This window comes from Rhodanobacter ginsenosidimutans, assembly GCF_042655685.1.
Lineage (GTDB): Bacteria > Pseudomonadota > Gammaproteobacteria > Xanthomonadales > Rhodanobacteraceae > Rhodanobacter > Rhodanobacter ginsenosidimutans.
In genome coordinates, this window is record NZ_JBHSMM010000001.1 from 249,260 (window position 1) to 272,944 (window position 23,685).

Here is a 23,685-nt window from a genome sequence, read left to right on the forward strand (position 1 = left end):
ATCAACGGCGGATGCTTTCGGGTGCACCGAGATAACTGTCGCGCGGCGGGCCGCGCACGATCTCGATGCGCTGGAACACCACGCCCGGATCGATGCGCCACAGCGTCAGTGTCTGCGCGCCGGCCCTGGCCTTGTGCCGGGACACCACGACATCGACGCTGTTGGCGACGGCCTTGCTCCAGGCCATGAAATCCGCTTTGCCCGGCGTGGGGTCGAGCTTGATCGTCACGATTTGCGGCGCTGCGTCACCGATCGAGACGCCGAAACGCAGCCCGTCGCCGCCGCGGAAATCGAGCGTGGGCGACACGGTGACACGCACGTCCACCTCGCCATCGCGCTGCAGCCATACCGGATATTCCAGACGCGGACCGTTGCCGCCAGCCGTGTTGCTCGGCGCCGTTGCCGGCAAGGCGGTGACCGCGGAAAGGGTGCGGCCAAGGTTGGGGATCGTGGTCCAATGAACGCCCTCGCCATCGACTTTGCGCGCATAGTGCGCGGCCTCGATGGCCACGACACCACGGCTCTCGATGAAGCCGTTCATGCGTGTGTCGTCGCGCCGCACCGGCACGTCGATGTGCACCTCGGTGCCGTCGCTGCCGCGCACATACAGTTCGGCGGTGTGCGTGCCCGGCGGCACCGCCTTCCAGTCCACGTCCAGCCGCAGCTTGCTGGCATCGGTGACCTTGCCGCTGGCCGGCGTGACCCGCAACCACGGCTGCGACGGCTTCGCCTCGAAGGTGAACGGCGCGCCGCCGCGGTTGAACACCACCACCTCCTGCGACGCGGCGCCGTACGACTCCAGCGGCGCCAACTTCGCGCTTTGTGCGACATGTGGAAGCGCACGCGCGTCGCCCTCGATCGCCACGCCCATGACGCCATCGGCCGGTACATCCACCCGCGACAGCGCCGGCAGCACGTTGCGCTCGGGCTGTTGCCAGTAGGTGTAGCCAATGTGCGTCTGCGACATCATGTGGGCCCACTTGCCGCCGGCGATGTCCTGCTCGTAGACGCGCGCCAGCTCGGCGTCGCGCGCGAACAGACGCTCGGCTTCCTTCGCCCACGCGTTGGCCGAGGCACGACCCTGTTGCGCGTACAGCCGGTTGCGCGCCACCGCCACGTACAGCGCGTTGAGGTTGGCGCTGGCCAGGATCGGGTACTCGACCAGTTCGTAGTACGCGTCGTGATACGTGCCGCCCAGTGCCTTGCCGATGTGCTGCGCCTTATCCGCCAGCGCCTGCCAGTCGGCCAGCACGCGGTCGACCTCGTGATAGTTCGTGAGGCTGAATGTTTCCGGCGACAACAGCTCCGGTTTGCGTCGCGCGTTGTACTGCGTGTAGCGGGTCAGCAGCTCGCCGATCTCGGCGGCGTGTTCGCTGCCGAACTGTTGCGCGGCCCAGTCGGCGGCATAGCCGTCCAGTCGCTCAAGCGTCATTGCCTGTGGGTTCCACGCCAGGTCGAGGAAGAAGCTGGTCGGGAATTCCAGCGGCTTGATGTCGCCCACGTTGGCGATCCACAACTGGTTGGCGCCATAGGCCGAGGCCAACCGCATCTGTTCCCAGGTGCGCTCGATCTGGCTGCTGGCGATCCACTTGTAGTTGCGCGGCCCGCCCACGTAGTCGAAGTGGTAGTAGATGCCGTAGCCGCCCGACCGTTTGTCGCCCAGCTTGGGCACGCGGCGCAGGTTGCCCCAGTTGTCGTCGGCAAACAGCAGCGTCACGTCGTCGGGCACGCGCATGCCGGCGTCGAAATAGTCCTGCACCTCCTTGTACAGCGCCCACACCTGCGGCGTCTGCTTGGCCGGCTTGCCGGTGACGTCGGCGATGATCTTGCGCTGGTCGGCCACGATGCGTTCCAGCAGGCCGATGGCGGTGCCCTGGGTCATCGGCTCGTCGCCGTCGCCGCGCATGCCCACGGTGACCAGGCTTTCGTGGTGATCCATGCGCTCGATGCCGCCACGCCAGAACTTGCGCAGCGCCTCGGGGTTCTTCGAATAATCCCAGGGCCCGTGACCGTAGCGTTCCCACTCCGCGTGGGCACGCATCAGCGGTTCGTGGTGCGAGGTGCCGATGACCACGCCGTATGCATCGGCCAGCACCGGGTTCTCGGCGTCGTCGTCGGCGAATGCACTGCCCCACATCGCCGGCCACAAGGTGTTGGCCTTCAGGCGCAGGATCAGCTCGAAAACGTGGGCGTAGAACTTGTGGTTGAAGCCGCCGAACTTCGCCCGCGCGAAGCCGCCGAGCGCGGGCTCCTCATCGTTGATGAAGATGCCGCGGTAACGCACCACCGGCGCATCGACGAAGCGCCCGGGCGCGGCGTACAGCGCCGCGCGCCGCGGCACCGGCACGTCGGCCCACCACGTCCACGGCGAGACGCCGATCCGACGCGACACTTCGTAGATACCGAAAATGGTGCCGCGCTTGTCGGCACCGATGATCAGCAGCGCGCGGTCGATGCCCGGTTCGGGATGCTCGACCACCTGCAAGGCATACGCCTCCCAGCGGCCGGTGACGTCGCTCACGTCGAGGTGTTTGTCGCGCACGATGCGGTCGATCCGCGGGCTGTGGCCCAGCGTGCCGATGATGATCGCGGCGTGACCGGATGCCGGCGTGTCGGTGGTGAACGCCGCTTGCGCACCGGCCACCGAGGAAAGATCCGATTGCAGGTCGTGTGCGGCGCGCAATACGCCGGGGTAATCCTGCGCATCGGCCACGATGGTGGCTGGCGTATTGGCCTCGATCAAAGTGGCGGCGCCGGGCACCGCGTGGGCGCACACGGCCGCTGGCTGCGTGCAGTCGGTGGCCGCATGAACGCTGGTGCCCGCCAGCAGTGCGACAACCGCGAAGACAAGACACCGCACGCTCATTTGGCTGGGCCTTTGACGCCGCGCACGTAACCGCGCAAGCACCGCATCGCCGGCCGTCCGTGGCGGCGACTGTCGACGAGATACGCACGCCCCTTCTCGCGCCACAGGTGGGCCAGGAAGGTTTCGATCATTTTCATTGGCCCTCTCCGGCGAGCTGGGGATCAAGGGTTTGTGGTGGTGCCGAGCGATGCGGGTTGCAGGCGCGGGGCCAGCGCGTGCACGGCGAGCAGGGCGAGCAGATAGGCGGAGCCGGCCATGATGAACAACGGCACGTAGCTGCCGGTGGCCTGCAGCAGGAAGCCGGCGAACGTGGCGATCAGCATGCCGCCGACCGCGCCGGCAAAGCCGCCGATGCCGACCACCGATGCCACCGCGCGCCGCGGGAACAGATCCGAGGCCAGCGTGAACAGGTTGGCCGACCAGCCTTGGTGGCCGGCCGTTGCCAGCCCGATCAACGCCACCGCCACCCACATGTGGCGGGCGTTGGCGGCAAACACGATGGGGACCACGCACAGGGCGCAGGCCAGCATCGCACCCTTGCGGGCGCGGTTGGCGCTCCAGCCCCGGCGGATCAGGTAGCCGGCCAGCCAGCCGCCGGCGATGCTGCCGACGTCGGCGGTCACGTAGATCGCGATCAGCGGCAGGCCCAGTTCCAGCAGGGACAGGCCATACGTGCTGTGCAGGAATTTGGGCAGCCAGAACAGCAGGAACCACCAGATCGGATCAGTCATGAATTTGCCGACGATGAACGCCCACGCCTGGCGGTGGTGCAGGATGGTTGCCCACGGCACACGGGTGGTCGGCTCGGCGGGGTCGCTCTGGATATAGGCCAGTTCGGCGGACGAGAGTTTTGGCTGCCGCTCCGGCGTCCGGTAGGTCAGCAGCCATGTGGCCAGCCATGTGGCACTGAGCACGCCGGTAAACAGGAACGCGGCCTGCCAACCCCACGCCACGGCGATGAGAGGCACCACCATCGGCGCCACGATGGCGCCGATATTGGAGCCCGAGTTGAAAATGCCGGTAGCCAATGCGCGCTCGCGCCGCGGAAACCATTCGGCAACGGTCTTGATCGCGGCCGGGAAGTTGCCGGCCTCGCCCAGTCCCAGTGCGAACCGGGCCAGCGCGAATCCCAACACGCTGGCGGCCAGCGTGTGGCTCATCGCTGCCAAGCTCCAGATACCGATGGAGAGGGCGTAGCCGATGCGCGTGCCGAAGCGGTCGATGATCGCGCCGGCGCACAGCAGGCCGATGGCGTAGGCGCACTGGAACGCGGTGACGATGTAGCCGTACTCGATCTCGTTCCAGCCGATCTGGTTCTGCAGGAACGGCGCCAGCACACCGAGCACCTGGCGGTCGATGTAGTTGAGCGTGGTGGCCGCCAGCAGCAGCGCGCAGACGCGCCAGCGGTATCGGCCCCCTTTCCCGGGCGGCGTGGTGGCAGCGTCGATGGCGTTCATGTCGATCTCCCTTGGCGATAGGCCGGCCGCGATGGCGGCGCGTCGTGGTTGATGGGCGGTCTGGTGTGTGCCCATCAAGCCGGCCCAGCGTCATCCTGACGGTGATAGCGCTACCAGTGAAAACAGCTCCCCATCGGGCAGGTCGCTGCCTTTGTGCCGTCCGTGGAAATCTCCCCTCACCCAACTACTTGTTTTACCGCTTTATGCCACATCCGGATACCCCCGTCGAATGCTGCTTTGCAGCGTGCGGGGTGCTAGTGTTAGCGCTATCTTTTTGAAATAAGTAGGGTGGCCCGCCGTATGCGGTGGACTGCATGGACCCCTCGACAATAAAAGCGAATATCAGGGTTGGAAGGGGGAATCCGGTGCAGGTATCCGTCGCAGACCCCGCCGCCGTGGCGCGGGGGCGGTGGCTTTGCCATGGGGTACCCGATACTTTCTGACGCAACAAACCGCCATGTCGTAGATTGGCGGCAGTGACACCGGCGGCCCGCCCGACGCAGACGCATCGAGCGGGCCGCCATATGTGCGACATCGATTGTTCGTCGCTCGACGCGCCGCCAGGCATGCATCACGGCGGTCGCCAGGCAGCGGGCGAAGGTGGCGTGACACTCCTCTCAGGCGCGACAGCGCGGAAGCGGTCCATCATGAAGCCATCCACAACCACGCGTAGCGCCACCGACCGGCTTTCGGTCACGGAAAAAGTCGGGTACAGCCTGGGCGACCTGGCCGCCAACCTGATCTTCCAGACGTTGATCACGTTCCTGGCCTTCTTCTATACCGACGTCTTCGGCATTCCCGCCGGCACGGCGGCCAAGATCATTTTCGTCGTCGGCCTGCTGGGAGCGTTCGTGTTCACCCCAGTGGTGGCGCTGCTGGCCGACCGCACCAATACGCGTTGGGGCAAGTTCCGGCCGTGGATCCTGTGGACCGCGATCCCGTTCGGCGCACTGGCGCTGCTGGCCTTCAGCACGCCCGACCTGGCACCGGGCGGCAAGGTCATCTACGCGGCCACGACCTACACCCTGCTGGTGATGGTCTACGCCGCCAGCAACCTGCCGTATTCGGCGCTCAGTGGCGTGCTGACCGGCAGCATGGCCGAGCGCAACAGCATGTCGTCCTATCGCTTCGTGGCGGTGATGGTTGCGCAACTGATGGTGCAATCGCTGCTGCTTCCGCTGGTGCTGATCCTCGGCGGCGGCGACAAGGTGCAGGGCTTCCACAATGCGATGCTGCTGTTCGCGGGGGTCGGCACGGTTTTCTTGCTGATCACCTTCTTCACCACCCGCGAGCGCATCGTCCCGGCGCCGGAGCAGAAATCCAGCGTCCGCCAGGATCTGGCCGACCTGGCCGGCAACCGCCCGTGGATGGTCATGCTGCTGTTGACCATCATGGTGTTCACCACGCTGGCGTTGAAGGGCGGCACCTACGTCTACTACTTCGAGTATTACCTGGACGAACCGGCGCTGGCGGCGTTCCTGCATGGCATCGGCTTCAACAAGTTCATCGACGGACTCAACGCGCTGCTCACCGGCATTGGCCTGACCAAGTTCCAGTGGCCGGAAGACCCGGCGACCTCGGCGTTCAGCCTGTTCAACGCCGGCGGCATCATCTTCATGATCGTCGGCATCGGCTTCTCCAAGCGGTTGGCCGACCGTTTCGGCAAGCGCGACGTGTTCGGCGCGGCGCTGTTCGTCTCCACCTTGTTCCTGCTGGCGTTCCTGGCCTTTCCGCCGGACCGGATCGGGCTGGTGTTCGTCGCGCAGATCCTGCACGGCTTCTTCTACGGCATCACCATCCCGCTGCTGTGGGCGATGACCGCCGACGTGGCCGACTACTCGGAGTGGAAGAACAACCGCCGCGCCACCGCGATCATTTTCTCGGCCATGCTGTGTGGCCTGAAGCTGGGCCTGAGCATCGGTGGCGCGCTGGTTGCCGGCATCCTTGCCCATTACGGCTACGAGGCCGGTGCGCCGACCCAGGCCGCCGCCACGGTGGACGGCATCCGCCTGTCGGTCAGCCTTTACGCCGCGCTGCCGTTCCTGGCCTGCGTGGGGTTGCTCTTCTTCTACAAAATCAACAAGCCGATGGAGTCGCGCATCGAGCGCGAGCTCGAGCAGCGTCGGCGATTGGCCGAGGAGGCAGTCTGATGTCGAACCCTTCCACCGACGGCGTGCCGGAAAACCCCACTCCGGCCGAAGTGCAGGCGCTCACCGCGCAGGCGATCTCCAAGCCGCTGGTCACGCATATCTACACCGCCGATCCTTCCGCGCATGTGTTCGACGGGGCGATCTACATCTACCCGTCGCACGACGTCGAGGGCGGCGTGCCGTTCAACGACAACGGCGACCACTTCTGCATGGAGGACTATCACGTCTTCCGCATGGCATCGCCCGACAGCGAGGCGGTCGACTGCGGCGTGGCCCTGCACGTGAAGGATGTGCCCTGGGCCGAGCGCCAGATGTGGGCGCCGGATGCCGCGCGAAAAAACGGCAAGTACTACCTCTATTTCCCGGCCAAGCGCCCCGACGGCATCTTCCAGATCGGCGTGGCCGTGGGCGACCGCCCGGAAGGCCCGTTCAAGCCCGAGCCGCAGGCGATCGAGGGCAGCTACTCCATCGACCCGGCGGTCTTCGCCGACGAGGATGGCGAGCACTACATGTACTTCGGCGGTCTCTGGGGCGGCCAGCTGCAGAAATACCGCAACAACACCTATGCCGAGGCGAACGAGGAGCCGGCGGCGCACGAACCCGCCCTGGGGCCGCGCGTGGCCCGGCTCGACGCGGCCATGACCGGCTTCGCCGAAGCGCCGCGCGAGATCGTCATCCTCGACGAACACGGCAAACCTCTGCTGGCCGGCGACCACGACCGACGCTATTTCGAAGGGCCGTGGATGCATCGCTACAACGGCACGTACTACCTGTCCTATTCCACCGGCAACACGCATTTCCTGTGCTACGCCACCAGTGACAACCCGTACGGGCCGTTCACCTACCAGGGCCGCATCCTGTCCCCGGTGGTGGGTTGGACGACGCACCATTCGACTTGCGCGTTCGGCGACAAGTGGTACCTGTTCTATCACGACGCCTTGTTGTCCGGCGGCGTGACGCACCTGCGCTCGATCAAGATGACCGAGCTGCAGCACGACGAGCAGGGCCGCATCGTGACGCTGCACCCGTATGGCGGCTGAGCAGGCGGATACCGACGTCACCGCCGAGCTTGCGCCGGGGCCGCTGCTGCGGATCGGGCATGGGCCGTTGTCGGTCGATATCGCGCCGGTTGCCGGCGGGCGCGTGGCGCAGGTGATGTTCGATGGCGTCGCCTGGCTGGTGGATTACGGTCCCCAGAACCAGGCGGCGATCGCCTGGGGCAGCTTCCCCATGCTGCCGTGGGCCGGTCGCGTACGGCGCGGGAAGTTCGATTTCCACGGCCCTCGCCAGTTGCCGGTGAACCTGGGCGATCACGCCATCCACGGCGTGGCGCTGCTGCTGCCGTGGCAGGTGGACGAGCACTCGGCCACGCATGTGGCGATGTCGCTGCCGCTGCCGCGCGACCACCGCTGGCCGTTCGGCGGCCGTGCCCACCAGCGCATCGAGGCACGCGAGCGGGAATTGCACATGACGCTGTCGGTGACCGCCGGGGAGCAGGCCATGCCGGTCACCCTGGGTTGGCATCCGTGGTTCCTGAAGCCCGATCGCCTCGACTTCCAGCCGTCGCGTTTCTACCCCCGCGACGCCGAAGGCATGGCGACCCTGCCGCTGGCCGAGCCGCCGCCGGGGCCGTGGGACGATTGCTTCATCAACGAGCAGCCGGTCGTGCTGGCGCGCGGGCCGCAGCAATTGCGGCTGACGTCGAGTTGCGATCACTGGGTGGTCTACGACCAGCCGGCGCACGCCACCTGCGTCGAACCGCAGAGCGGCCCGCCCGATGCGTTCAACCTTGGCTCGGCGCAACAGCTCGAGCCCGGCGCCACGCTGTCGGCGTGGTACCGCCTGGCGTGGGACTGATCAGCACTCCCCGCCGACGGCTGTTATAGGAGCGGCTTCAGCCGCGATGCTCTTCTTCGACCAGCGGCAAAAGCATCGCGGCTGAAGCCGCTCCTACAAAAAAGCTCCGGCCCAATGAAAAAGCCCCGCACTTGGCGGGGCTTTTTCATTGATGGCGCGGTAGCGCTTATTCCACGTCGAGGAACGAGCGCAGCTGCTCCGAGCGGCTGGGATGGCGCAGCTTGCGCAACGCCTTGGCCTCTATCTGGCGGATGCGCTCGCGGGTGACGTCGAACTGCTTGCCGACTTCCTCCAGCGTGTGATCGGTATTCATGTCGATACCGAAGCGCATGCGCAGCACCTTCGCCTCGCGCGGGGTGAGCCCGCCGAGCACGTCGCGCACGGTTTCCATCAGGCCCGTTTCCGTCGCCGAGTCGATCGGCGAGCTGGCGTTGCCGTCCTCGATGAAATCGCCCAGGTGCGAATCCTCGTCGTCGCCGATCGGGGTCTCCATCGAAATGGGTTCCTTGGCGATCTTCAACACCTTGCGGATCTTGTCCTCGGGCATCTCCATTTCCTTGGCCAGCTCTTCCGGCGTGGCCTCGCGGCCAAACTGCTGCAGCATCTGGCGGGAAATGCGGTTCAACTTGTTGATCGTCTCGATCATGTGCACCGGGATGCGGATGGTGCGCGCCTGGTCGGCGATCGAGCGGGTGATCGCCTGGCGGATCCACCAGGTGGCGTAGGTCGAGAACTTGTAGCCGCGGCGGTATTCGAACTTGTCGACCGCCTTCATCAGGCCGATGTTGCCTTCCTGGATCAGGTCCAGGAACTGCAGGCCGCGGTTGGTGTACTTCTTGGCGATCGAGATCACCAGGCGCAGGTTCGCCTCGACCATTTCCTTCTTGGCGCGGCGCGCGCGCGCCTCACCGCTGGCCATGGCGCGGTTGATGTCCTTGATGTCGATCAGCGGCAGGAACAGCTTGCGCTCAATGGCGGCCAGCTTCTCCTGCTCCGCGTCGATCGCCTCGCGATGGGTCTTGACGTTCGGCGACCACTTCTGGCGCTTGCGGCTCAGCTCGGCCGCCCACTCGAGGTTGCCCTCGTTGCTGGGGAAGGTCTTGATGAACTCGGTCTTGGGCATCTTCACCTGCTTGACGAAGATGTCCATCAGCGCGCGCTCGTGGTGGCGGATATCGCCCACCACTTCGCGCAGCTTGCGCACGAAGCCGTCGATCAGCGCGCTGGGCAGCTTGAGCTTCAGGAACTCCTCGGCCATCTGGTCGCGCAGCTTCACGATCTTCTTGTCGGTGATGCTGTCGGCCTTGGGCGCGGCCTTCTGGAACTTGGCGTAGTAGTCGCGCAGCAGCTCCATGCGGCGCTTGACCTCTTCCGGATCGGGTCCGGTCGGGCCGGCCTCTTCCTCTTCCTCGTCTTCGTCCTCGTCGTCGCCTTCGGACTCGTCGTTGGGATCGGGCTCGGGCAGCAGCGCGGCGGCGGCTTCCTTTTCCTTGCGGGCGAGGTCGGCGGCTTCTTCCAGGTCCAGGAAGCCGGCCAGGATTTCACTGAGGCGGCGCTTGCCGTCCAGGTGCTGGTCGTACTCTTCCAGCAGCAACTCGATGGTGAGCGGGAAGCTGGCCAGCGCGGTCTGCACCTGGCCCAGGCCTTCCTCGATGCGCTTGGCGATGGCGATCTCGCCTTCGCGGGTCAGCAGCTCGACCGTGCCCATCTCGCGCATGTACATGCGCACCGGGTCGGTGGTGCGGCCAACCTCGGCGTCGACGGCGGAGAGCAGCGCCACGGCTTCTTCGGCGGCGGCTTCGTCGTCGCCGGAGGTGTTGCCGGGGGCGGCGCCATCGGCGATGGTGTCGGTATCCGGTGCGGCGTCGTGGACTTCAATGCCGACGCCCTTGAGCACCGCCATGATGTCTTCGATCTGCTCCGGATCGACGACGTCGTCGGGCAGGTGGTCGTTGATTTCGGCGTACGTCAAATAACCCTGCTCCAGACCCTTGGAGATGAGTGCTTTGATTTCCGACTGTTGCTCGTGGGGAGCTTTGCTATTCATTAACCGACCACCGCGGGGTTCAAGAACCGGACATTATAGCGATATGCTGCTTTTTTGACCAGTTTGCAAGTGAGAAATCGTCAGGATGGACCACGCAAAAAGCGCGCCAGATCGGGGCCTTGCGTGGTTTTCCGGTGCAGGGTGCAGGCCTCGCATCAGCCGGTATCGAGCCGGAACGTCACCGGGCCATCGTTGACCAGCCGGATCACCATATGGGCACCGAAGCGGCCGGTTTCCACCCCCGGGTGCGCGGCGCGCGCCAGCTCCAGCAGCCGGTCGAACCAGTGCCGGGCGTGTTCCGGCGACGCGGCGGAAGTGAAGCTTGGGCGCATGCCGGAGCGGGTGTCGGCCGCCAGGGTGAACTGGCTGACCAGCAACAGGCCGCCACCGGTATCGGTCAGCGAGCGATTCATGCGGCCGGCGTCGTCGGCGAAAACGCGGTAGCCGAGCAGTCGCTCCAGCATCCGCCGCGCCTGGGTCTCGCCGTCGTCCGGCTGCACCGCCACCAGCGCCAGCAGGCCGGGTCCGATGGCGCCAACGCATTCCTGATCGACCTCGACTTCGGCTGACAGCACGCGCTGGATCAGGGCAATCATGAGGGCTCGGCGTAGCGGGAAGCGCACAGCTTACGGCGCCAGCGGGGTCGGCGGAAGACGGTGCGGCGGATACCGGTACCGTCGGCGGGAGGATTCTGCGGCGGCCTCACGTAAACTTCGTGGATGCGTCCCGACGTCTACCTTCTCTATCTCGTGCTGCGTTTGCTCGCGCTGCTGCCGTTGCGGTTATTGCATGGCGCCGGTGCGCTGTTGGGTCGGCTGCTGCTGTGGCGTGGCGGCCGCACGGCGCACAACACCGCGGTGAACCTGCGCATCGCGCGGCCGCAACTCGATGACGCGGCCCAGGCGGCGCTGCTGCGCGACGTGATGATGGAGAGCGGCAAGTCGGTGACGGAGATCATCAAGATCTGGGGCAGCGGCGCGCAGCGTTCGCTGGGCCTGATCCGCGAGGTGCGTGGCGAGGCGCTGCTCGATGACGCACTGGCCGCTGGCAAGGGGGTGATCATCGCCGCGCCGCACCTGGGCTGCTGGGAGCTGCTCAATTACTGGCTGGGCAGCAAGATGCCGCTGGCCATTCTCTACCGTCCGCCGCGGATCGCGGCGATCGAGGCGCTGCTGCGCAAGGTGCGCGGCGCGCTGGCGCCCGAGCAGGTGCGCGCCGATGGCGCGGGTGTGCGTGCGCTGTACAAGCGGCTGGCCGCGGGTGGCACGGTGGGCATCCTGCCCGACCAGAAGCCGCGCGCGGGCGAGGGTCAGGCGGTGCCGTTCTTCGGTCGTGACGCGCTGACGATGGTGTTGCTGCCGCGGCTGGCCGCGCGCACCGGCGCCACCGTGCTGTTCGCGTTTGCGGAGCGGCTACCGCGTGGCGAGGGCTATCGCATTCATATCCGGCCCGCGCCGCCGCAGCTGGATGACGCGGACCCGGTGGTGGCCTGCAACGCGCTCAACCGTGGCGTGGAGGCCTGCGTCGAGCAGGCCTTTGCGCAGTATCAGTGGCAGTACAAACGCTTCTCGGGCCACGGCTGGGCCAGCCCTTACGACGCGCGCTGAATCTCAGCCCAGCCTCCGCAGAAACACCGCCATTTCCTTCTCCGCCTGCTTGTCGCCGCGCTGCGCCGCGGCCGCCATGCCGCTGCGCCATGCCTCGGCGGCGGCCGGTTCCTGGCCGGCGGCCAGGCAGGCCTTGCCCAGGGCTTTCCACGCCGCGGAATAGGTCGGGTCGAACGCCACCGCGCGCCGCAATTCCTCGATCGCGGCGACCGCGTCGCCGTCGTTCAGCAGTGCGGTGCCCAGCGAGAAACGCAGCAGCGCGCCGTCCCGCGGCCCACCGCATTGCTGGCGCAGGCTGGCGATCAGCGGCGCGCTCACGGTTGCAGCCGGTAACGCCGATCGTCGGCCGGGTAGACCTGGGTGGGCCGGCTGGGCTCGGGCGGGGTGTGGCCCTCGCGCAGGTCGGCCAGCGACTGGGCCGGCCATACCGCCAGCCACGATGAGCGGAACGGCTGCACCAGCAAGGCGTAGCGCAGGTCGTTCGGGTCGAGCGCGTCCGGGCGCGTCACCACCACCGCGTCCGGGTGGTCACGGGCGAAATCCAGCAGCGCCTGGTCACCGTACAACTCGGTGATGGGCTGGGTCAGCCGCCCGGCGAAGTGGAACTCGCCGGCGTAATTGCCCAGGTAACCGATCGGTCGATGTGCCTGTTCGACGGCGCCGAGCAGGCGCGCCGCGGGGCGGATGTCGTAGTTCTTCCACAGGGCCAGCGTGAACAGCGTATTGAGCGACAGCACGCCAATCAGCCCGGCGAAAGCCAGCCGGCGCAATTCGCCGCGGCCGCGCAGCAACAACAGCCCGCCCAGCAACAGGAAGATCACGCTGAAGTAGCGGCTGTACGGTGCCGCGTCGCTGGCCCATTCACCGGTCAGCACATGGTTGGCCACCAGCGGTGGCATGGCGAACAGCAGCAGCGCGAACACGATGCCGCCCACGCCCAGCGGCCAGGTGCCCAGCCAGCCGTGGCTGGCCAGCACGGGATGGCGCTCGCGCAGCACGGCGATGCAGCCGGCGATCAGCAGCACCGCGCCGGCCAGCTCCGGCAGCAGGTAATAAAGCTGCTTGCCGCTGATCAGCGAAAACACGAAGAAGCCGGGCAACAGCCAGCACAGTGCGAAGCGCAGGCCCGGCTCCAGCGGCCGTCGCAGCAGCGCCACCGACAGCGGCACCAGCAGCAGGCACACCAGCAGCTTCGCCAGCCACGGCGAGGCGCCGGGAATCACGGCCAATACCAGCAACCCCACCAGCGCCAGCAACGAAAGCCACAGCGCGGGCTTGATGCCGCGTTCCCACGGCCGGCGCAGCAGGGTCGCCGCCACCGCCACCGGCGCGCGAGGCCAGCCGCTGAACGGAAACAGCAGGGCCGGCAGCCACAACAGGTACCACCACACCGGCTGGGCGTGGTTCTGCAGATCCTTGCCCTTGGACAGTGCATCGACGACACGGCCGGCCGTCTGCGTGAAAAACAGCCGTTGCCGATACGCCTCGCCACCGGCGAACCCGGCCGGCAGCGCCCACGCCAGCAGCATCACCGCACCCAGCAGCAACGAAAGCACGCCGCGCCCGTACCAGCGCAGCCGGTGCTGGCGCGCCCAGTCGTTCCACAACGGGCCCAGCAGCCACGGAAACACCACGTGCAACAGCATCACCGGACCCTTGGTCAGCAGGCCCAGCCCGATGCAGATGCCGAACAGCAGCCAGCGCGGTTCGGCCCGGCGGGTCTTCGGTGTCAGGCACAGCAGCGCCGCCAGCGTCCACACCGCCAGCAGCACGTCGTACATGATCTGCAGGCCGAACAGGAACGCGTAGCCCAGCGCCAGCAGCATCCACGGCGCCGCCTTGGCCATCCACGGGCGGTTCGGAAACAGCCGCTGCGCCAGGGTCGATACCAGCACCAGTTGCGTGGCGCCGAACAGAACCTCCAGCACCCGCGGCCAGATATCGTTGACGCCGAACACGAACCATCCGCTCTGGATCAGCCAGAACAGCAGCGGCGCCTTCTCGCTGTACGGCTCGCCGTTGATGTACGGCACCAGCCAGTGGCCCTGGTTGAACATCTCCCACGCCACCGCCAGCGTGCGGGTGGAATACAGCGGCATCGGCCCGTGCGAAAAAATGGCCAGCAGCGCCACCACGGTCCACAACAGCAGCCACGACCACATGGCGCGCAGGTTTTCGAGACGGCTGTAGGCGTTGACGGGCACGGGGAAGCTCATGGTGGAGAGGCAGCCGATTCTAGCCTGCGCCGCATCGCGGCAACGTGGCCGGCGCCGCAGATCGTACCGGCCGGCACGTCGCGGGCGCGTCCCCGGGTGCGGTGATCGGCGGTGATTGCTAGCGGTCCAGCCCGTGGCGGATCAGCACCTCGCCGGCCATCGCCACCGACGCCGGGTTGCGGCACATCTCGTAATAACGCATGCGCTTGTAGACCGCGTAGCTGGCGTTGGTCTGGGAGACCGCAAAGCCGCGCCAGCCGTCGAACATAGCCAGGCGCAGCACGTAATCCTTGAAGAAGGTGGTGGCGAACACCAGCGCGCAATCCCACATGCGCGGCTTGCGGCCCTTCTGTTGCCAGTCGCGCGCCTTCAGCTCGGCGTAGCGCAGCACCTTCAGGCCCTTGTGCACCAGGGTGGGGTTGTTCTCGTGCTCGAACGGCGCCTTGAACGATGCTTGCGGCCCGTCCCAGGTCAGCGATTCATGCACCCGCACGTCACGCCAGCGGGCGCGGTCGCGGTGATACAGGCGCGCCAGTTTCTCGCCCACCATCGGCCGGTACCAGCGCATCGGCGCGCCCATGTACAGCGTGCGTCGGCGCAGGATGCCCACGGCCGCGTCGGACGCCATCACCTGCGGAAGCCGCTGCTCCAGTTCGCGCGCCAGCTCCGGCGAGAGGAACTCATCGGCATCCAGCACCAGGATCCACGGGTGGCTGGCCTGGGTGGTGCCGAAATTGCGCTGCGGGCCGAAGCCCAGCCAGTCCTGGTGCACCACGCGGGCACCGTGGGCGCGGGCCACCTCGAGGGTGGCGTCCGTGCTGCCGCAATCGATCACCAGCTTTTCCGCGGCGAACGGCACGCTGTCCAGGCAGCGACCGATCACGGCCGCCTCGTTGTGGGTCATGACGACCAGGGTCAGGGGAAGCTGGGGCATGCGGCGATTTTACCAGTCAAAGCCAGGGTCGCTGCGGCGGTCAATCGAAGCGGTCGATGATCGCCGAGATGACGTTCAACGCCTGCCGCAGGTCATCCACGTGTTCCTTGTCCAGCACGCGCAGCAGTTTCTTCATGCTGGTGCTGGATATGCCTTCGGTGCGCGGCAGGTAAACCACGTTGCAGTGCGCCTTCAGTTCGTCGAAACGGCCCGCCCAGTCGGCGCCCATGCCGAAGGTCGACACGCCGTACTTCGCGATGTCGCCAACCTTCTGCTCCCAGTGGCTTTCGGGGATGGCCAGATCCACGCATTTGATGTTCTGCACGATGCGTTGGCGATCGTCGAACGGCACGATGGTCTGCTTGCCCTTGGTGGCGTTGAACTCGTCGGTGGACACGCCCACCACCAGGTAATCGCCCAGCGCCTTCAGCCGCTGCAGCAGGTTCAGGTGGCCGATGTGGAACAGGTCGAAGGTGCCGTAGGTCAGCACGACGTTTTTCATCGATCGAATCCCTGCCTCGTTGGTGTCGACGGCGCCGGTCATCGCAGCTTGCGCCAGTATTTGAAGCGGCGCAGCAGGCTCAGGGGCTTGCGCTTCAGGTCGCCGCGGCCCGTCGCCAGCATCGCTTCCACCGCGTCGAGCACGCGCTCGCTGGAGCGCCCGTCGCGCAGCGGCTGCATCGCGTGGGCATATGCGCGGCGCGCTTCGCGGGATGGATCGTCACCGCCGAGCGCGGCTTCCAGGCTGCTCTCCAGTGCGGCGGGGTCGTCCACGTTCACCAGGTGCGGGCCGGGCAGGCGGTTGCGGAATGCCACCACGGGTTTGTCCAGCAACATGAATTCGGCGGCCACCGACGAGGTGTCCGTCAGCAGTACGTCGGCGTCCTGCAGCAGCGGCGCCAGCGCGGTGGTCGACACGATCTCGTAGTTGTCGGCATGAATCGCGCGCAGCGGCGCGGCGAATTCCTCGGCCATCTTCGGATGGAACTTCACCGTCCAACGCCACGGCCGACGCGCCACGATGCCGGCAATCCCGGCGGCCAGGGCCGGCGCCGAAGTGAGCGAGGGGCTGAAGGTGGGCGCGTAGAGGATGCGTTTTTCATCGCCCTCGGCGCGGGCGGCAGGCGCCGTGCGCAACAACACGTCGGTTTTTGGCCAGCCGGTTTCCACCACCTTGAACCAGCCGTGCTGCCGCGCCAGCTGCTCGAACGGCGCGGTGGTCAGCGGGCCGAAAGTGCAGAACAGGTCGAACATGCCGCGGATGCGGAAGTGGCCCTTTTTCTCGATGCCCAGGCCGTGGAAAACCTGCACCTTCAGCCCTGGAAACGACAGCGGCACTTCGTTGCCCGGCACCAGCACGGCGTCGGGATGGAACGCGCGCACTTCCGCCGTGGTGCGCAGCAAGCGTTCGCCCGGAAGCAGGTTTCCCGGCACCGGGCCATTCAGGAACCACGCGACCTCGTCGCCGCGTTCCAGCGCCGCCGCCTGTAGCGGGCGAAGGATCTCGAACGCATACGACAGCTCGGCGAAAAGCAGGTAACGGTGCGGCTTTGCCATGGAAAATCCCGAACGCGGCGCCACGCCACGGCGCCAGAAAAGCACTCCCGGTTTCCGGCCTGCATCAGCGCGGCATGGAAAACGCAGGAGATCGATGGGCGAAGTCTAGCGTTTGCAGTCGCGTCCTGATCGATGCGACGTCGCCCGGCGATCAGGTCGCGCTGTCTCTCTCGGCCCGGCAGCGAAGCCCGTTGCCCACGCGCACGGCCAGGCCAAGCAGCAGGAAAAAGAACAGCGATTGCGACATCACCCGGAAAAGCACGCTTTCCGTGAGCGCGCAGACGGCATAGAGCACCACGATCGCCAGGCCGGCGTACGCAGGCCGGGACACGGCGTCGTCGGGATCGGCCGCGTGCCGGAAAAAATAGAAGAACGGCAGTGCGAACAGCAGCAACAGCACCGCCAGCCCGAAGATGCCGCGGGTGGCGGCGGCGTCCAGGTATTCGTTGTGCGGATGGCCATATTGCGCGACCGCCACATTGGTGCGCCCGGCCGCCACTTCGCTGCGGATGTAGGTGCCGAAACGGTCGATGCCCACGCCGGCCAGCGGGTGTTCCTTGAACGCGCGCACGGCCGTGCGCCACATTTCCAGTCGCTCGCGCACGGCGCCCTTGGCGTCGTGGTTGGGGTTGTACGAGCTGACTTCCTGGCTGATGCTGGCGAAGCGTTCGACCAGTCGACCATCGAGATTGGCAGCGGCGGTGAGCGCGGCGGCGATCCCGATCACCAGGATCGGCAGCCACTGCCGGCGCCGCAAACCCTTGCGGTAGCCATGCAACGCCATCACCAGCGCGAACGCCGGCACGAAGGCCAGCAGCGGCCCGCGGCTCTGGGTCAGCAGCGCGCCATAGATACCCAGCGCCATGGCGGCGCCATGCAGCCACTTCTCGCCTCTGGTCGCCTTCGGGTTCAACAATTGCAGCAGCGCCAGCAAGGTCAGCCCCAGCATGACGGTGGCGAATTCGATCGTGCTGGCGGGGCCGCCATTGAGCCCGGCCGGGCGCAGGACACCGTAGAAGTGGTGCTGCACGATGCTCACCGCGCCGAGGAAAATCAGCGTGAGGCTGAAGCCGTTCCAGACCTTGCGCATGCTCAGGCCAAGGCTGAAAACCGCGGCGATCACGGTGTACATGATGATGTGCGCCGACTGGTCGAACTCGCGCCAGCCGAGTTGGTGTTGCCAGATGTTGACCACCGAAAGCGCCACCATCAGCGCCGCGGGAACCAGCGCGGGCCAGGCATGGCGGTAATCGCGGCGCACCGCCCGGTTCCCCACCAGCAACCACAAGCCGGCCAGGAAAAGCAGTGCAATCGGCAGCACCCTGACGTGTTTTTCGATGGAGAACGACAGTGGGACCAGGATCACCAGCCAGGTGCAGCACGCCAGTGCCCATCGCTTCAACTGTGTACCGTGCATGGCGTCCATTGCGTTCCAGCGGTTGCGCGATTGGGTGGGTGGTGGAGCGACGTGCCGCCCGGGGGAAGGCAGGCGGTGTGCGGCAGCGGCTGGAAAATAGCAAATCGAGCCGAACGGACGCGTTGTATAGCTGGCCCCGGCTTACCGCCAGCTGAGCCTTTCATCGGGTCCGTTTTTCGATCACGGCGTAATACATGCCATCCAGGTCGCCGTCACCGGGCAGGATCTGCCAGCCGACGCCGGCCGCCTGGCCCGCCGGCAAGGTGAAGGCGGTCGCCCGTGCATCGGGCTGCGCGGCCAGCAGTTCGCCCACGATGGCCTCGTTCTCGGCGCGCAGCACCGAGCAGGTGATGTAGACCAGCCGGCCAGCCGGCGCCAGCAGCGGCCACAGTGCCGCCAGGATGCGGCGCTGCTGCGCGTGCATCGCGGCGATGTCGCTTTCGCGCCGGTGCAGCCGCACGTCGGGGCGACGGCGCAACACGCCGGTCGCCGAACAGGGTGCGTCGATCAGGATGCGGTCGAACGGCAGGCCCTTCCACCAGCCCTTGGGCGCACCGGCGTCGCCGATCACGACTTTCGCATTCAGGCGCAGCCGCATCAGGTTCTGGCGGATGCGCTCGGCGCGGGCGGCGTCGAACTCCAGCGCGGTGAGGTCGATGTCGGCGCGTTCCAGCAGGTGGCAGGCCTTGCCGCCGGGCGCGGCGCAGGCGTCCAGCACGCGCAGGCCGTCGCGCAGGTCGGCCAGGTCGGCGGCCACCTGGGCGGCGCCATCCTGCACGGCGAAAAAGCCGTCCTCGAAGCCGGGCATGCGGGTGACGTCGGTGCTGTGCGGCAAGACCAGCGCGTCGCTCAGCCACGGGTGCGCGCTGGCCGCATAGCCGGCGGCCTGCAATTGCTCGATCAGTGCCGGGCGTTCGCTGCGCTGGCGATTGACGCGCAGCATCAGCGGGGGTTCGCGGTTGTCCGCTGCCATCACCGCGTCGGCCTGCTGCGGCCAGTCGCGTTGCAACGCGGCGGCCAGCCACGCCGGATGCGCGTGGCGGGTCTGGGGCTTGGCGTCGAGACGGCCGAGCAGGCTGTCGCGCTCGCGCTGCCAGCGTCGCAGGATGGCGTTGACCAGGCCCGCCAGTTGCGGCCGGCCCAGCGTGCGCGTCGCCTCGACCGTGGCGGCTACGGCGGCGTAGTCGCTCAGCTGCAGGATTTCCAACTGCACCAGCCCCAGCACCAGCAGCGCGTGCACGGCCGGGTCCTTGTGCCGCAGTGGTTTTTCCAGCAAGCCGTCAACGGCGGCATCGAAACGCAACCACCAGCGCGCGCCTTCGCTGAGCAAGGCCATCAACAGCGCGCGATCGCGCGGGTCGGCCAATCGCCGTGCGTTGCGTTCCATCACGTCACGCAGGGACGCGCCGCGCAACGCGACTTCGGCCAGGCCTTTGGCGGCCAGCGCACGGGTGTCGGGTTTCATCGGTGGCACGTCATGGCGTGCGCCGCAGGTCGGGGCGCGCGTTGAGGTAGTCAGCGACGTTGACCCGTTTGCCACCAGCGCGTTGAACCGCCAGTACGCGCAGTGCACCTTGGCCGCATGCCAGGTCGATGCCGTCCCGGTTGGCCGCGATCACGCTGCCGGGCGCCACGTGATGTGTGATGTCGATGGCTTGCGCGGCCCAGATCCGCACACGCTCGCCGGCGATCTCGCCTTCGGCGACCGGCCAGGGATCGAATGCGCGCACCTGGCGCTCCAGTTCGATCGCCGGGCGCTGGAAATCGAGCTTCGCTTCGGCCTTGTCCAGCTTGTGCGCATACGTCACGCCTTCGTCGGCCTGTGGCACAGCGCCCGGCAGGTTGCCGGCCAGCAGGCAACGCAGGCCATCGGCGAGCACGTCGGCGCCCAGCGCGGAAAGACGGTCGTGCAGCGAGCCGCCGGTATCGTCGCGGCTGATCCGCGTGCGTCGTTCCAGCAGGATCGGGCCGGTGTCCAGGCCCGCTTCCATCTGCATCAGGTCGACGCCGCTTTCCGCGTCGCCGGCAAGAATGGCACGCTGGATCGGCGCCGCGCCACGCCAACGCGGCAGCAGGCTGGCGTGCACGTTCCAGCAACCGAAGCGCGGGATGGCCAATACCTTGCGCGGCAGGATCAGGCCGTACGCCACCACCACCAGCAGATCCGGCTGCAAGGCGGCCAGCGCCTGTTGCGCTTCGGTGGGTTTCAGCGAATCGGGTTGATGCACCGCGATGCCGGCCGCCAACGCGGCCTGCTTCACCGGGCTGGGCGTCAGCTTGCGGCCGCGGCCGGCAGGGCGATCGGGCTGGGTATAGACGGCCACCACCTCGGCGCCGCTGGCACGGCAGGCCTCGAGGCAGGGCACGGCGAAATCGGGGGTGCCGGCGAAAACCAGCCGCAAGCCGGAGCTACTCAAGCCGGCACTACTCAAGCACTCGCCGCCTGCTTGCGCGCCTTCTCAAGTCGCTTCAGCAACATGCCGCGCTTCAGCGCAGACAGGTGGTCGACGAAGACCTTGCCGTCGAGATGATCGATCTCGTGCTGGATGCAGACCGCCAGCGGTCCCTCGACATCGACGACGAACTCGTTGCCGTCGGCGTCGTATGCCTTCACTTTCACCTTCAAGGCGCGGGTGACATCGGCATACAGGCCGGGAAACGACAGGCAACCCTCCTGGTAAACCTGCGAGCCTTCCTTTTCCAGGATCTGCGCGTTGATCAGCGCCAGCGGCTCGGTACGCCCCTCGCTCATGTCGGTCACCAGCACGCGCTGGTGCACGTTGACCTGGGTCGCGGCCAGGCCCACGCCATTGGCCGCGTACATGGTGTCGAACATGTCGGCGACGAACTGCTTCAGCTTCGCGTCGAACACGGTTACCGGCGCGGCACGGGTGCGCAGGCGTGGGTCGGGGAATTCGAGAATGAACAGAACGGACATGGTTTTTTCACCTCGACGCCGAAAGTGCGGGCGACTTGGTGAAAATCGAGCCCTGGCGCCATTTAGAATGTGCCTCATTGTACGTCGGCAAGCGCGTGTCTGCAGACGATTTTTGTCGACGGACGACTGTTGCGCGTCAAAAGGGTTCAGCTACACTCGACCGAGCATAAGGGGAGGGGGATTCCCAACAATGATCAGAAAAACCATCGTCCTGCTGGCCGGCTTGCTGGTAACCGTGGCCGTCTACGCAGCAGGCGCGCAACTGCGCACCGATCATCCCGACAATTACACCGTGCGCAGTGGCGACACGCTGTGGGATATCTCCGCCCGTTTCCTGGTCAAGCCCTGGCTGTGGCCGGAAATCTGGCAGGCCAATCCGCAGGTGCGCAACCCCCACCTGATCTATCCGGGTGACGTGCTCAACCTGTCCTTCATCAACGGCCCGTCGCTGCGCCTGCAGCCCAGCGTGCATCGTGAAGGCGACGCGGTGCCGGCTATCCCGTTGTCGGAACTGCGCACCTTCCTGAAAGACCTGCGCGTGATGAATTCGAACGAGGTCAGCTCCGCGCCCTACGTGGTGGGGCTGGAGGAAAACCGGCTGCGCGGCGCGGTAGGCCAGAACATCTACGTTCGTGGCCTGCAGGCCACGCCGGGCCAGCGTTGGGCCATCGTGCGGCCCAGCCACGTCTTCCGCGGTTTCGAGCAGGACGACCCGGGCGACGCCGACAGCCGCATTTTCGCGCATGAGCTGGACAGCAACGCGGCGATGGTCAACGCGCCGTGGCGCGAGGATTCCCGCCACGACGGCCAGATGGGCCGCGGCCAGGACATGGGCGTGGAAGTGACCGTGATCGGCACCGCTGAAACCCTGCGCACGGGCGATCCGTCCACCTTGCTACTGCTCGACTCCACCCGCGAGATCCGCAGCGGCGACCGCGTGCTGCCGATCGACGACGCGCCGTACGACCCCTACTTCTACCCGCATCCGCCCAAGTCCATTGCCCAGGACTCCCACGTGATCGGCTTCGCCGATGCGCTGGACGCGGTGGGTTCGCGCCAGGTGGTGGCGCTGTCGGTCGGTGCGAAGGATGGCGTGGACAACGGCCAGACCTTCTCGATCTATCGCCCCGGCGAGAACATCCATGACGACGTGGCCAGCAGCAGCTGGCGCCGTGGCGTGGGTTCCCGCGTCACCCTGCCGGACGAATTCGTGGGCCACGTGATGGTGTTCCGCACCTTCGACCGGGTCAGCTACGGCCTGGTGATGGACAGCCTGCGGCCGGTGCACAAGAACGACAAGCTGGCGATGCCGGAGTAGTCCCGGCGGCGAAACCCGGCGACATTGCCTGACACCACGGCGCGGCTACCACCGCGCCGTGATTGTTTGGGGTGACTGCGTAAACTTCGGGGCATGGACGAAACACACGAATTGCGCGCCTGGCTTACCGCCCTGCGCACGCCGGGCCTGGGGTCGGGCGGCTTGCGCGAGCGGCTCGACGCCACCGATGGCGACATCGATGCCGTACTGCGAAACCTGCACCGCCACCGAACCGCGCTGGGCGAGGAAGCCAAGGTCTGGCTGGACGCGCCCGACGAGGCGCGGCTGGCTGCCGACATCGCCTGGCTGGCCGAACCGGATCACCACCTGTTGCGCTGTACCGACGTGGATTTCCCGCCGCAGCTGGAAAACATCCCGCAGCCGCCAGCCGCCCTGTTCGTGGCCGGCAACCCGGGCCTCGCCTTGCTGCCGCAGGTCGCCATCGTTGGCGCGCGCAGCGCCAGCGCGGCGGGCATGGCCCACGCCAGTGCGTTCGCCCGGGCGCTGGCGCAGGCTGGCTTCGCCATCACCAGCGGAATGGCCGACGGCATCGACGGCGCCGCCCACACCGCCGCGCTGGATGCCGGCGGCAGCACGCTGGCGGTGATCGGCACCGGCGCCGACCGGGTCTATCCGCGCAAGCATCATGCCCTGGCCCGGCGCATCGCCGCGCAGGGCGCCCTGATCAGTGAATACCCGCTCGGCACCGGCGCCCGCGCCGACCACTTCCCGCGCCGCAACCGCATCATCGCCGGTTTGTCGCTGGGCACGCTGGTGGTCGAGGCGGGACTGCGTTCCGGCTCGCTGATCACCGCCCGGCTGGCCGGCGAGCAGGGGCGCGAGGTGTTCGCCCTGCCCGGCTCCATCCACAATCCGCTGGCCCGCGGTTGCCATCGGCTGATCCGCGACGGCGCCCGGCTGGTGGAAACGGCCGCCGAAATTATCGAGACATTGACGCCCGCAGCGCGCATGCTTGGTGGCGAACTGGCCGCGCGGCTGGGCAGCGCCGGCGTGGCCGCCAGCGAGGGCGACACCACTTCGGCCGCATCGGACGACCCGGCATATCGCGACTTATGCGGGGCACTCGGTCATGATCCGGCGACGTTGGACGAACTTGTGCAACGTACGGGTCAGACGGCGTCGGCGCTTTCCTCGATGCTGCTGATGCTGGAATTGCAGGGGCGCGTGGAGACGTTGCCCGGCAACCGCTACCAGCAACTGCCGGGCTGAATGCGCGGCCGGCGTGATTTGGCTTGACAGTCGCCCGCCCGGCGTGGTTTCAACTATATATATGCGCCCGTCGCCCGGCGGCGGTCTTTAC

General features: G+C 67.1%; 20 protein-coding genes. 6 read left to right on the forward strand and 14 right to left on the reverse strand.

Going from position 1 to position 23,685, the window contains the following annotated elements:
* Position 1 precedes the first annotated feature (1 nt).
* From ACFPK0_RS00975 to ACFPK0_RS00985, 3 genes are read right to left on the reverse strand one after another with little or no spacing between them, the layout of a single operon-like run.
* Positions 2-2,866 (reverse strand): glycosyl hydrolase 115 family protein, encoded by a 2,865-nt coding sequence (locus tag ACFPK0_RS00975; RefSeq protein WP_377337736.1) that lies wholly within the window; start codon positions 2,864-2,866, stop codon positions 2-4.
* Positions 2,863-3,003 (reverse strand): hypothetical protein, encoded by a 141-nt coding sequence (locus ACFPK0_RS00980; RefSeq protein ID WP_377337738.1) that lies wholly within the window; start codon positions 3,001-3,003, stop codon positions 2,863-2,865. Before ACFPK0_RS00980 ends, ACFPK0_RS00975 begins: the two co-directional genes overlap by 4 nt.
* Positions 3,004-3,027: 24 nt before the next feature.
* Positions 3,028-4,323, reverse strand: a complete 1,296-nt coding sequence (locus tag ACFPK0_RS00985; RefSeq protein ID WP_056606813.1) for an MFS transporter — start codon at positions 4,321-4,323, stop codon at positions 3,028-3,030.
* 647 nt (positions 4,324-4,970) lie between these two features.
* Here ACFPK0_RS00985 and ACFPK0_RS00990 point away from each other — a divergent pair.
* Genes ACFPK0_RS00990 through ACFPK0_RS01000 form a run of 3 tightly spaced genes read left to right on the forward strand, consistent with a single transcriptional unit; the run spans position 4,971 to position 8,330 of the window.
* Complete coding sequence (locus ACFPK0_RS00990; RefSeq protein ID WP_377337740.1) at positions 4,971-6,473, forward strand: MFS transporter; 1,503 nt, start codon at positions 4,971-4,973, stop codon at positions 6,471-6,473.
* A gap of 23 nt (positions 6,474-6,496) precedes the next feature.
* Entirely contained in the window at positions 6,497-7,513 is a 1,017-nt protein-coding gene (locus tag ACFPK0_RS00995; protein ID WP_377340198.1) for a glycoside hydrolase family 43 protein, read from the forward strand.
* Positions 7,503-8,330 (forward strand): aldose epimerase family protein, encoded by an 828-nt coding sequence (locus ACFPK0_RS01000; protein WP_056083144.1) that lies wholly within the window; start codon positions 7,503-7,505, stop codon positions 8,328-8,330. Before ACFPK0_RS00995 ends, ACFPK0_RS01000 begins: the two co-directional genes overlap by 11 nt.
* Before the next feature lie 166 nt (positions 8,331-8,496).
* Here ACFPK0_RS01000 and rpoD read toward each other — a convergent pair whose 3' ends face one another.
* Both rpoD and dtd read right to left on the reverse strand, forming a co-directional pair.
* Positions 8,497-10,377 carry an RNA polymerase sigma factor RpoD gene (rpoD, locus tag ACFPK0_RS01005; RefSeq protein ID WP_056083141.1) on the reverse strand — a complete coding sequence of 627 codons (1,881 nt, stop codon included), beginning with the start codon at positions 10,375-10,377 and terminating at the stop codon, positions 8,497-8,499.
* Positions 10,378-10,532: 155 nt separating this feature from the next.
* Positions 10,533-10,973: a D-aminoacyl-tRNA deacylase gene (dtd, locus tag ACFPK0_RS01010; protein ID WP_056083138.1), complete on the reverse strand. Its 441-nt coding sequence runs from the start codon at positions 10,971-10,973 to the stop codon at positions 10,533-10,535.
* A 123-nt stretch (positions 10,974-11,096) separates the two neighbouring features.
* Between dtd and ACFPK0_RS01015 the strand changes: the two genes are divergently transcribed.
* Positions 11,097-11,984: an LpxL/LpxP family acyltransferase gene (locus tag ACFPK0_RS01015; RefSeq protein WP_056083135.1), complete on the forward strand. Its 888-nt coding sequence runs from the start codon at positions 11,097-11,099 to the stop codon at positions 11,982-11,984.
* 3 nt (positions 11,985-11,987) lie between these two features.
* Here ACFPK0_RS01015 and ACFPK0_RS01020 read toward each other — a convergent pair whose 3' ends face one another.
* From ACFPK0_RS01020 to def, 9 genes are all read right to left on the reverse strand, one after another.
* A complete protein-coding gene (locus ACFPK0_RS01020; protein WP_377337744.1) occupies positions 11,988-12,302 on the reverse strand; it encodes a tetratricopeptide repeat protein in 315 nt (104 codons plus the stop codon).
* A complete protein-coding gene (locus ACFPK0_RS01025) occupies positions 12,299-14,200 on the reverse strand; it encodes an ArnT family glycosyltransferase (protein WP_377337746.1) in 1,902 nt (633 codons plus the stop codon). Before ACFPK0_RS01025 ends, ACFPK0_RS01020 begins: the two co-directional genes overlap by 4 nt.
* 118 nt (positions 14,201-14,318) lie before the next feature.
* A complete protein-coding gene (locus ACFPK0_RS01030; protein WP_056606800.1) occupies positions 14,319-15,134 on the reverse strand; it encodes a glycosyltransferase family 2 protein in 816 nt (271 codons plus the stop codon).
* 40 nt (positions 15,135-15,174) lie between these two features.
* A complete protein-coding gene (locus ACFPK0_RS01035; RefSeq protein WP_377337750.1) occupies positions 15,175-15,636 on the reverse strand; it encodes an adenylyltransferase/cytidyltransferase family protein in 462 nt (153 codons plus the stop codon).
* Between the two features lie 38 nt (positions 15,637-15,674).
* Complete coding sequence (locus ACFPK0_RS01040) at positions 15,675-16,691, reverse strand: CDP-glycerol glycerophosphotransferase family protein (protein WP_377337752.1); 1,017 nt, start codon at positions 16,689-16,691, stop codon at positions 15,675-15,677.
* Between the two features lie 151 nt (positions 16,692-16,842).
* Positions 16,843-18,117, reverse strand: coding sequence for an O-antigen ligase family protein (locus ACFPK0_RS01045; RefSeq protein WP_377337754.1), 1,275 nt, complete (start codon positions 18,115-18,117; stop codon positions 16,843-16,845).
* Positions 18,118-18,268: 151 nt separating this feature from the next.
* Positions 18,269-19,573, reverse strand: coding sequence for a 16S rRNA (cytosine(967)-C(5))-methyltransferase RsmB (rsmB, locus tag ACFPK0_RS01050; RefSeq protein WP_377337756.1), 1,305 nt, complete (start codon positions 19,571-19,573; stop codon positions 18,269-18,271).
* A 10-nt stretch (positions 19,574-19,583) separates the two neighbouring features.
* The gene (gene fmt, locus ACFPK0_RS01055) at positions 19,584-20,525 is read right to left on the reverse strand and encodes a methionyl-tRNA formyltransferase (protein WP_377337758.1); all 942 of its coding nucleotides are present in this window, start codon (positions 20,523-20,525) and stop codon (positions 19,584-19,586) included.
* Positions 20,526-20,536: 11 nt separating this feature from the next.
* The gene (gene def / locus ACFPK0_RS01060; RefSeq protein ID WP_377337760.1) at positions 20,537-21,046 is read right to left on the reverse strand and encodes a peptide deformylase; all 510 of its coding nucleotides are present in this window, start codon (positions 21,044-21,046) and stop codon (positions 20,537-20,539) included.
* Positions 21,047-21,236: 190 nt separating this feature from the next.
* Between def and ACFPK0_RS01065 the strand changes: the two genes are divergently transcribed.
* Both ACFPK0_RS01065 and dprA read left to right on the forward strand, forming a co-directional pair.
* A complete protein-coding gene (locus ACFPK0_RS01065) occupies positions 21,237-22,364 on the forward strand; it encodes a LysM peptidoglycan-binding domain-containing protein (RefSeq protein WP_377337762.1) in 1,128 nt (375 codons plus the stop codon).
* Positions 22,365-22,457: 93 nt separating this feature from the next.
* The gene (dprA, locus tag ACFPK0_RS01070; RefSeq protein ID WP_377337764.1) at positions 22,458-23,594 is read left to right on the forward strand and encodes a DNA-processing protein DprA; all 1,137 of its coding nucleotides are present in this window, start codon (positions 22,458-22,460) and stop codon (positions 23,592-23,594) included.
* Positions 23,595-23,685: the final 91 nt, after the last annotated feature.

Bases quoted from the DNA above. Each gene is read 5' to 3' on its own strand.
- ACFPK0_RS00975 (WP_377337736.1), bottom strand. From the start codon at position 2,866: ATGAGCGTGCGGTGTCTTGTCTTCGCGGTTGTCGCACTGCTGGCGGGC.
- ACFPK0_RS00980 (WP_377337738.1), bottom strand. From the start codon at position 3,003: ATGAAAATGATCGAAACCTTCCTGGCCCACCTGTGGCGCGAGAAGGGG.
- ACFPK0_RS00985 (WP_056606813.1), bottom strand. From the start codon at position 4,323: ATGAACGCCATCGACGCTGCCACCACGCCGCCCGGGAAAGGGGGCCGA.
- ACFPK0_RS00990 (WP_377337740.1), top strand. From the start codon at position 4,971: ATGAAGCCATCCACAACCACGCGTAGCGCCACCGACCGGCTTTCGGTC.
- ACFPK0_RS01000 (WP_056083144.1), top strand. From the start codon at position 7,503: ATGGCGGCTGAGCAGGCGGATACCGACGTCACCGCCGAGCTTGCGCCG.
- rpoD (WP_056083141.1), bottom strand. From the start codon at position 10,377: ATGAATAGCAAAGCTCCCCACGAGCAACAGTCGGAAATCAAAGCACTC.
- dtd (WP_056083138.1), bottom strand. From the start codon at position 10,973: ATGATTGCCCTGATCCAGCGCGTGCTGTCAGCCGAAGTCGAGGTCGAT.
- ACFPK0_RS01015 (WP_056083135.1), top strand. From the start codon at position 11,097: ATGCGTCCCGACGTCTACCTTCTCTATCTCGTGCTGCGTTTGCTCGCG.
- ACFPK0_RS01025 (WP_377337746.1), bottom strand. From the start codon at position 14,200: ATGAGCTTCCCCGTGCCCGTCAACGCCTACAGCCGTCTCGAAAACCTG.
- ACFPK0_RS01030 (WP_056606800.1), bottom strand. From the start codon at position 15,134: ATGCCCCAGCTTCCCCTGACCCTGGTCGTCATGACCCACAACGAGGCG.
- ACFPK0_RS01035 (WP_377337750.1), bottom strand. From the start codon at position 15,636: ATGAAAAACGTCGTGCTGACCTACGGCACCTTCGACCTGTTCCACATC.
- ACFPK0_RS01040 (WP_377337752.1), bottom strand. From the start codon at position 16,691: ATGGCAAAGCCGCACCGTTACCTGCTTTTCGCCGAGCTGTCGTATGCG.
- ACFPK0_RS01045 (WP_377337754.1), bottom strand. From the start codon at position 18,117: ATGGACGCCATGCACGGTACACAGTTGAAGCGATGGGCACTGGCGTGC.
- rsmB (WP_377337756.1), bottom strand. From the start codon at position 19,573: ATGAAACCCGACACCCGTGCGCTGGCCGCCAAAGGCCTGGCCGAAGTC.
- def (WP_377337760.1), bottom strand. From the start codon at position 21,046: ATGTCCGTTCTGTTCATTCTCGAATTCCCCGACCCACGCCTGCGCACC.
- ACFPK0_RS01065 (WP_377337762.1), top strand. From the start codon at position 21,237: ATGATCAGAAAAACCATCGTCCTGCTGGCCGGCTTGCTGGTAACCGTG.
- dprA (WP_377337764.1), top strand. From the start codon at position 22,458: ATGGACGAAACACACGAATTGCGCGCCTGGCTTACCGCCCTGCGCACG.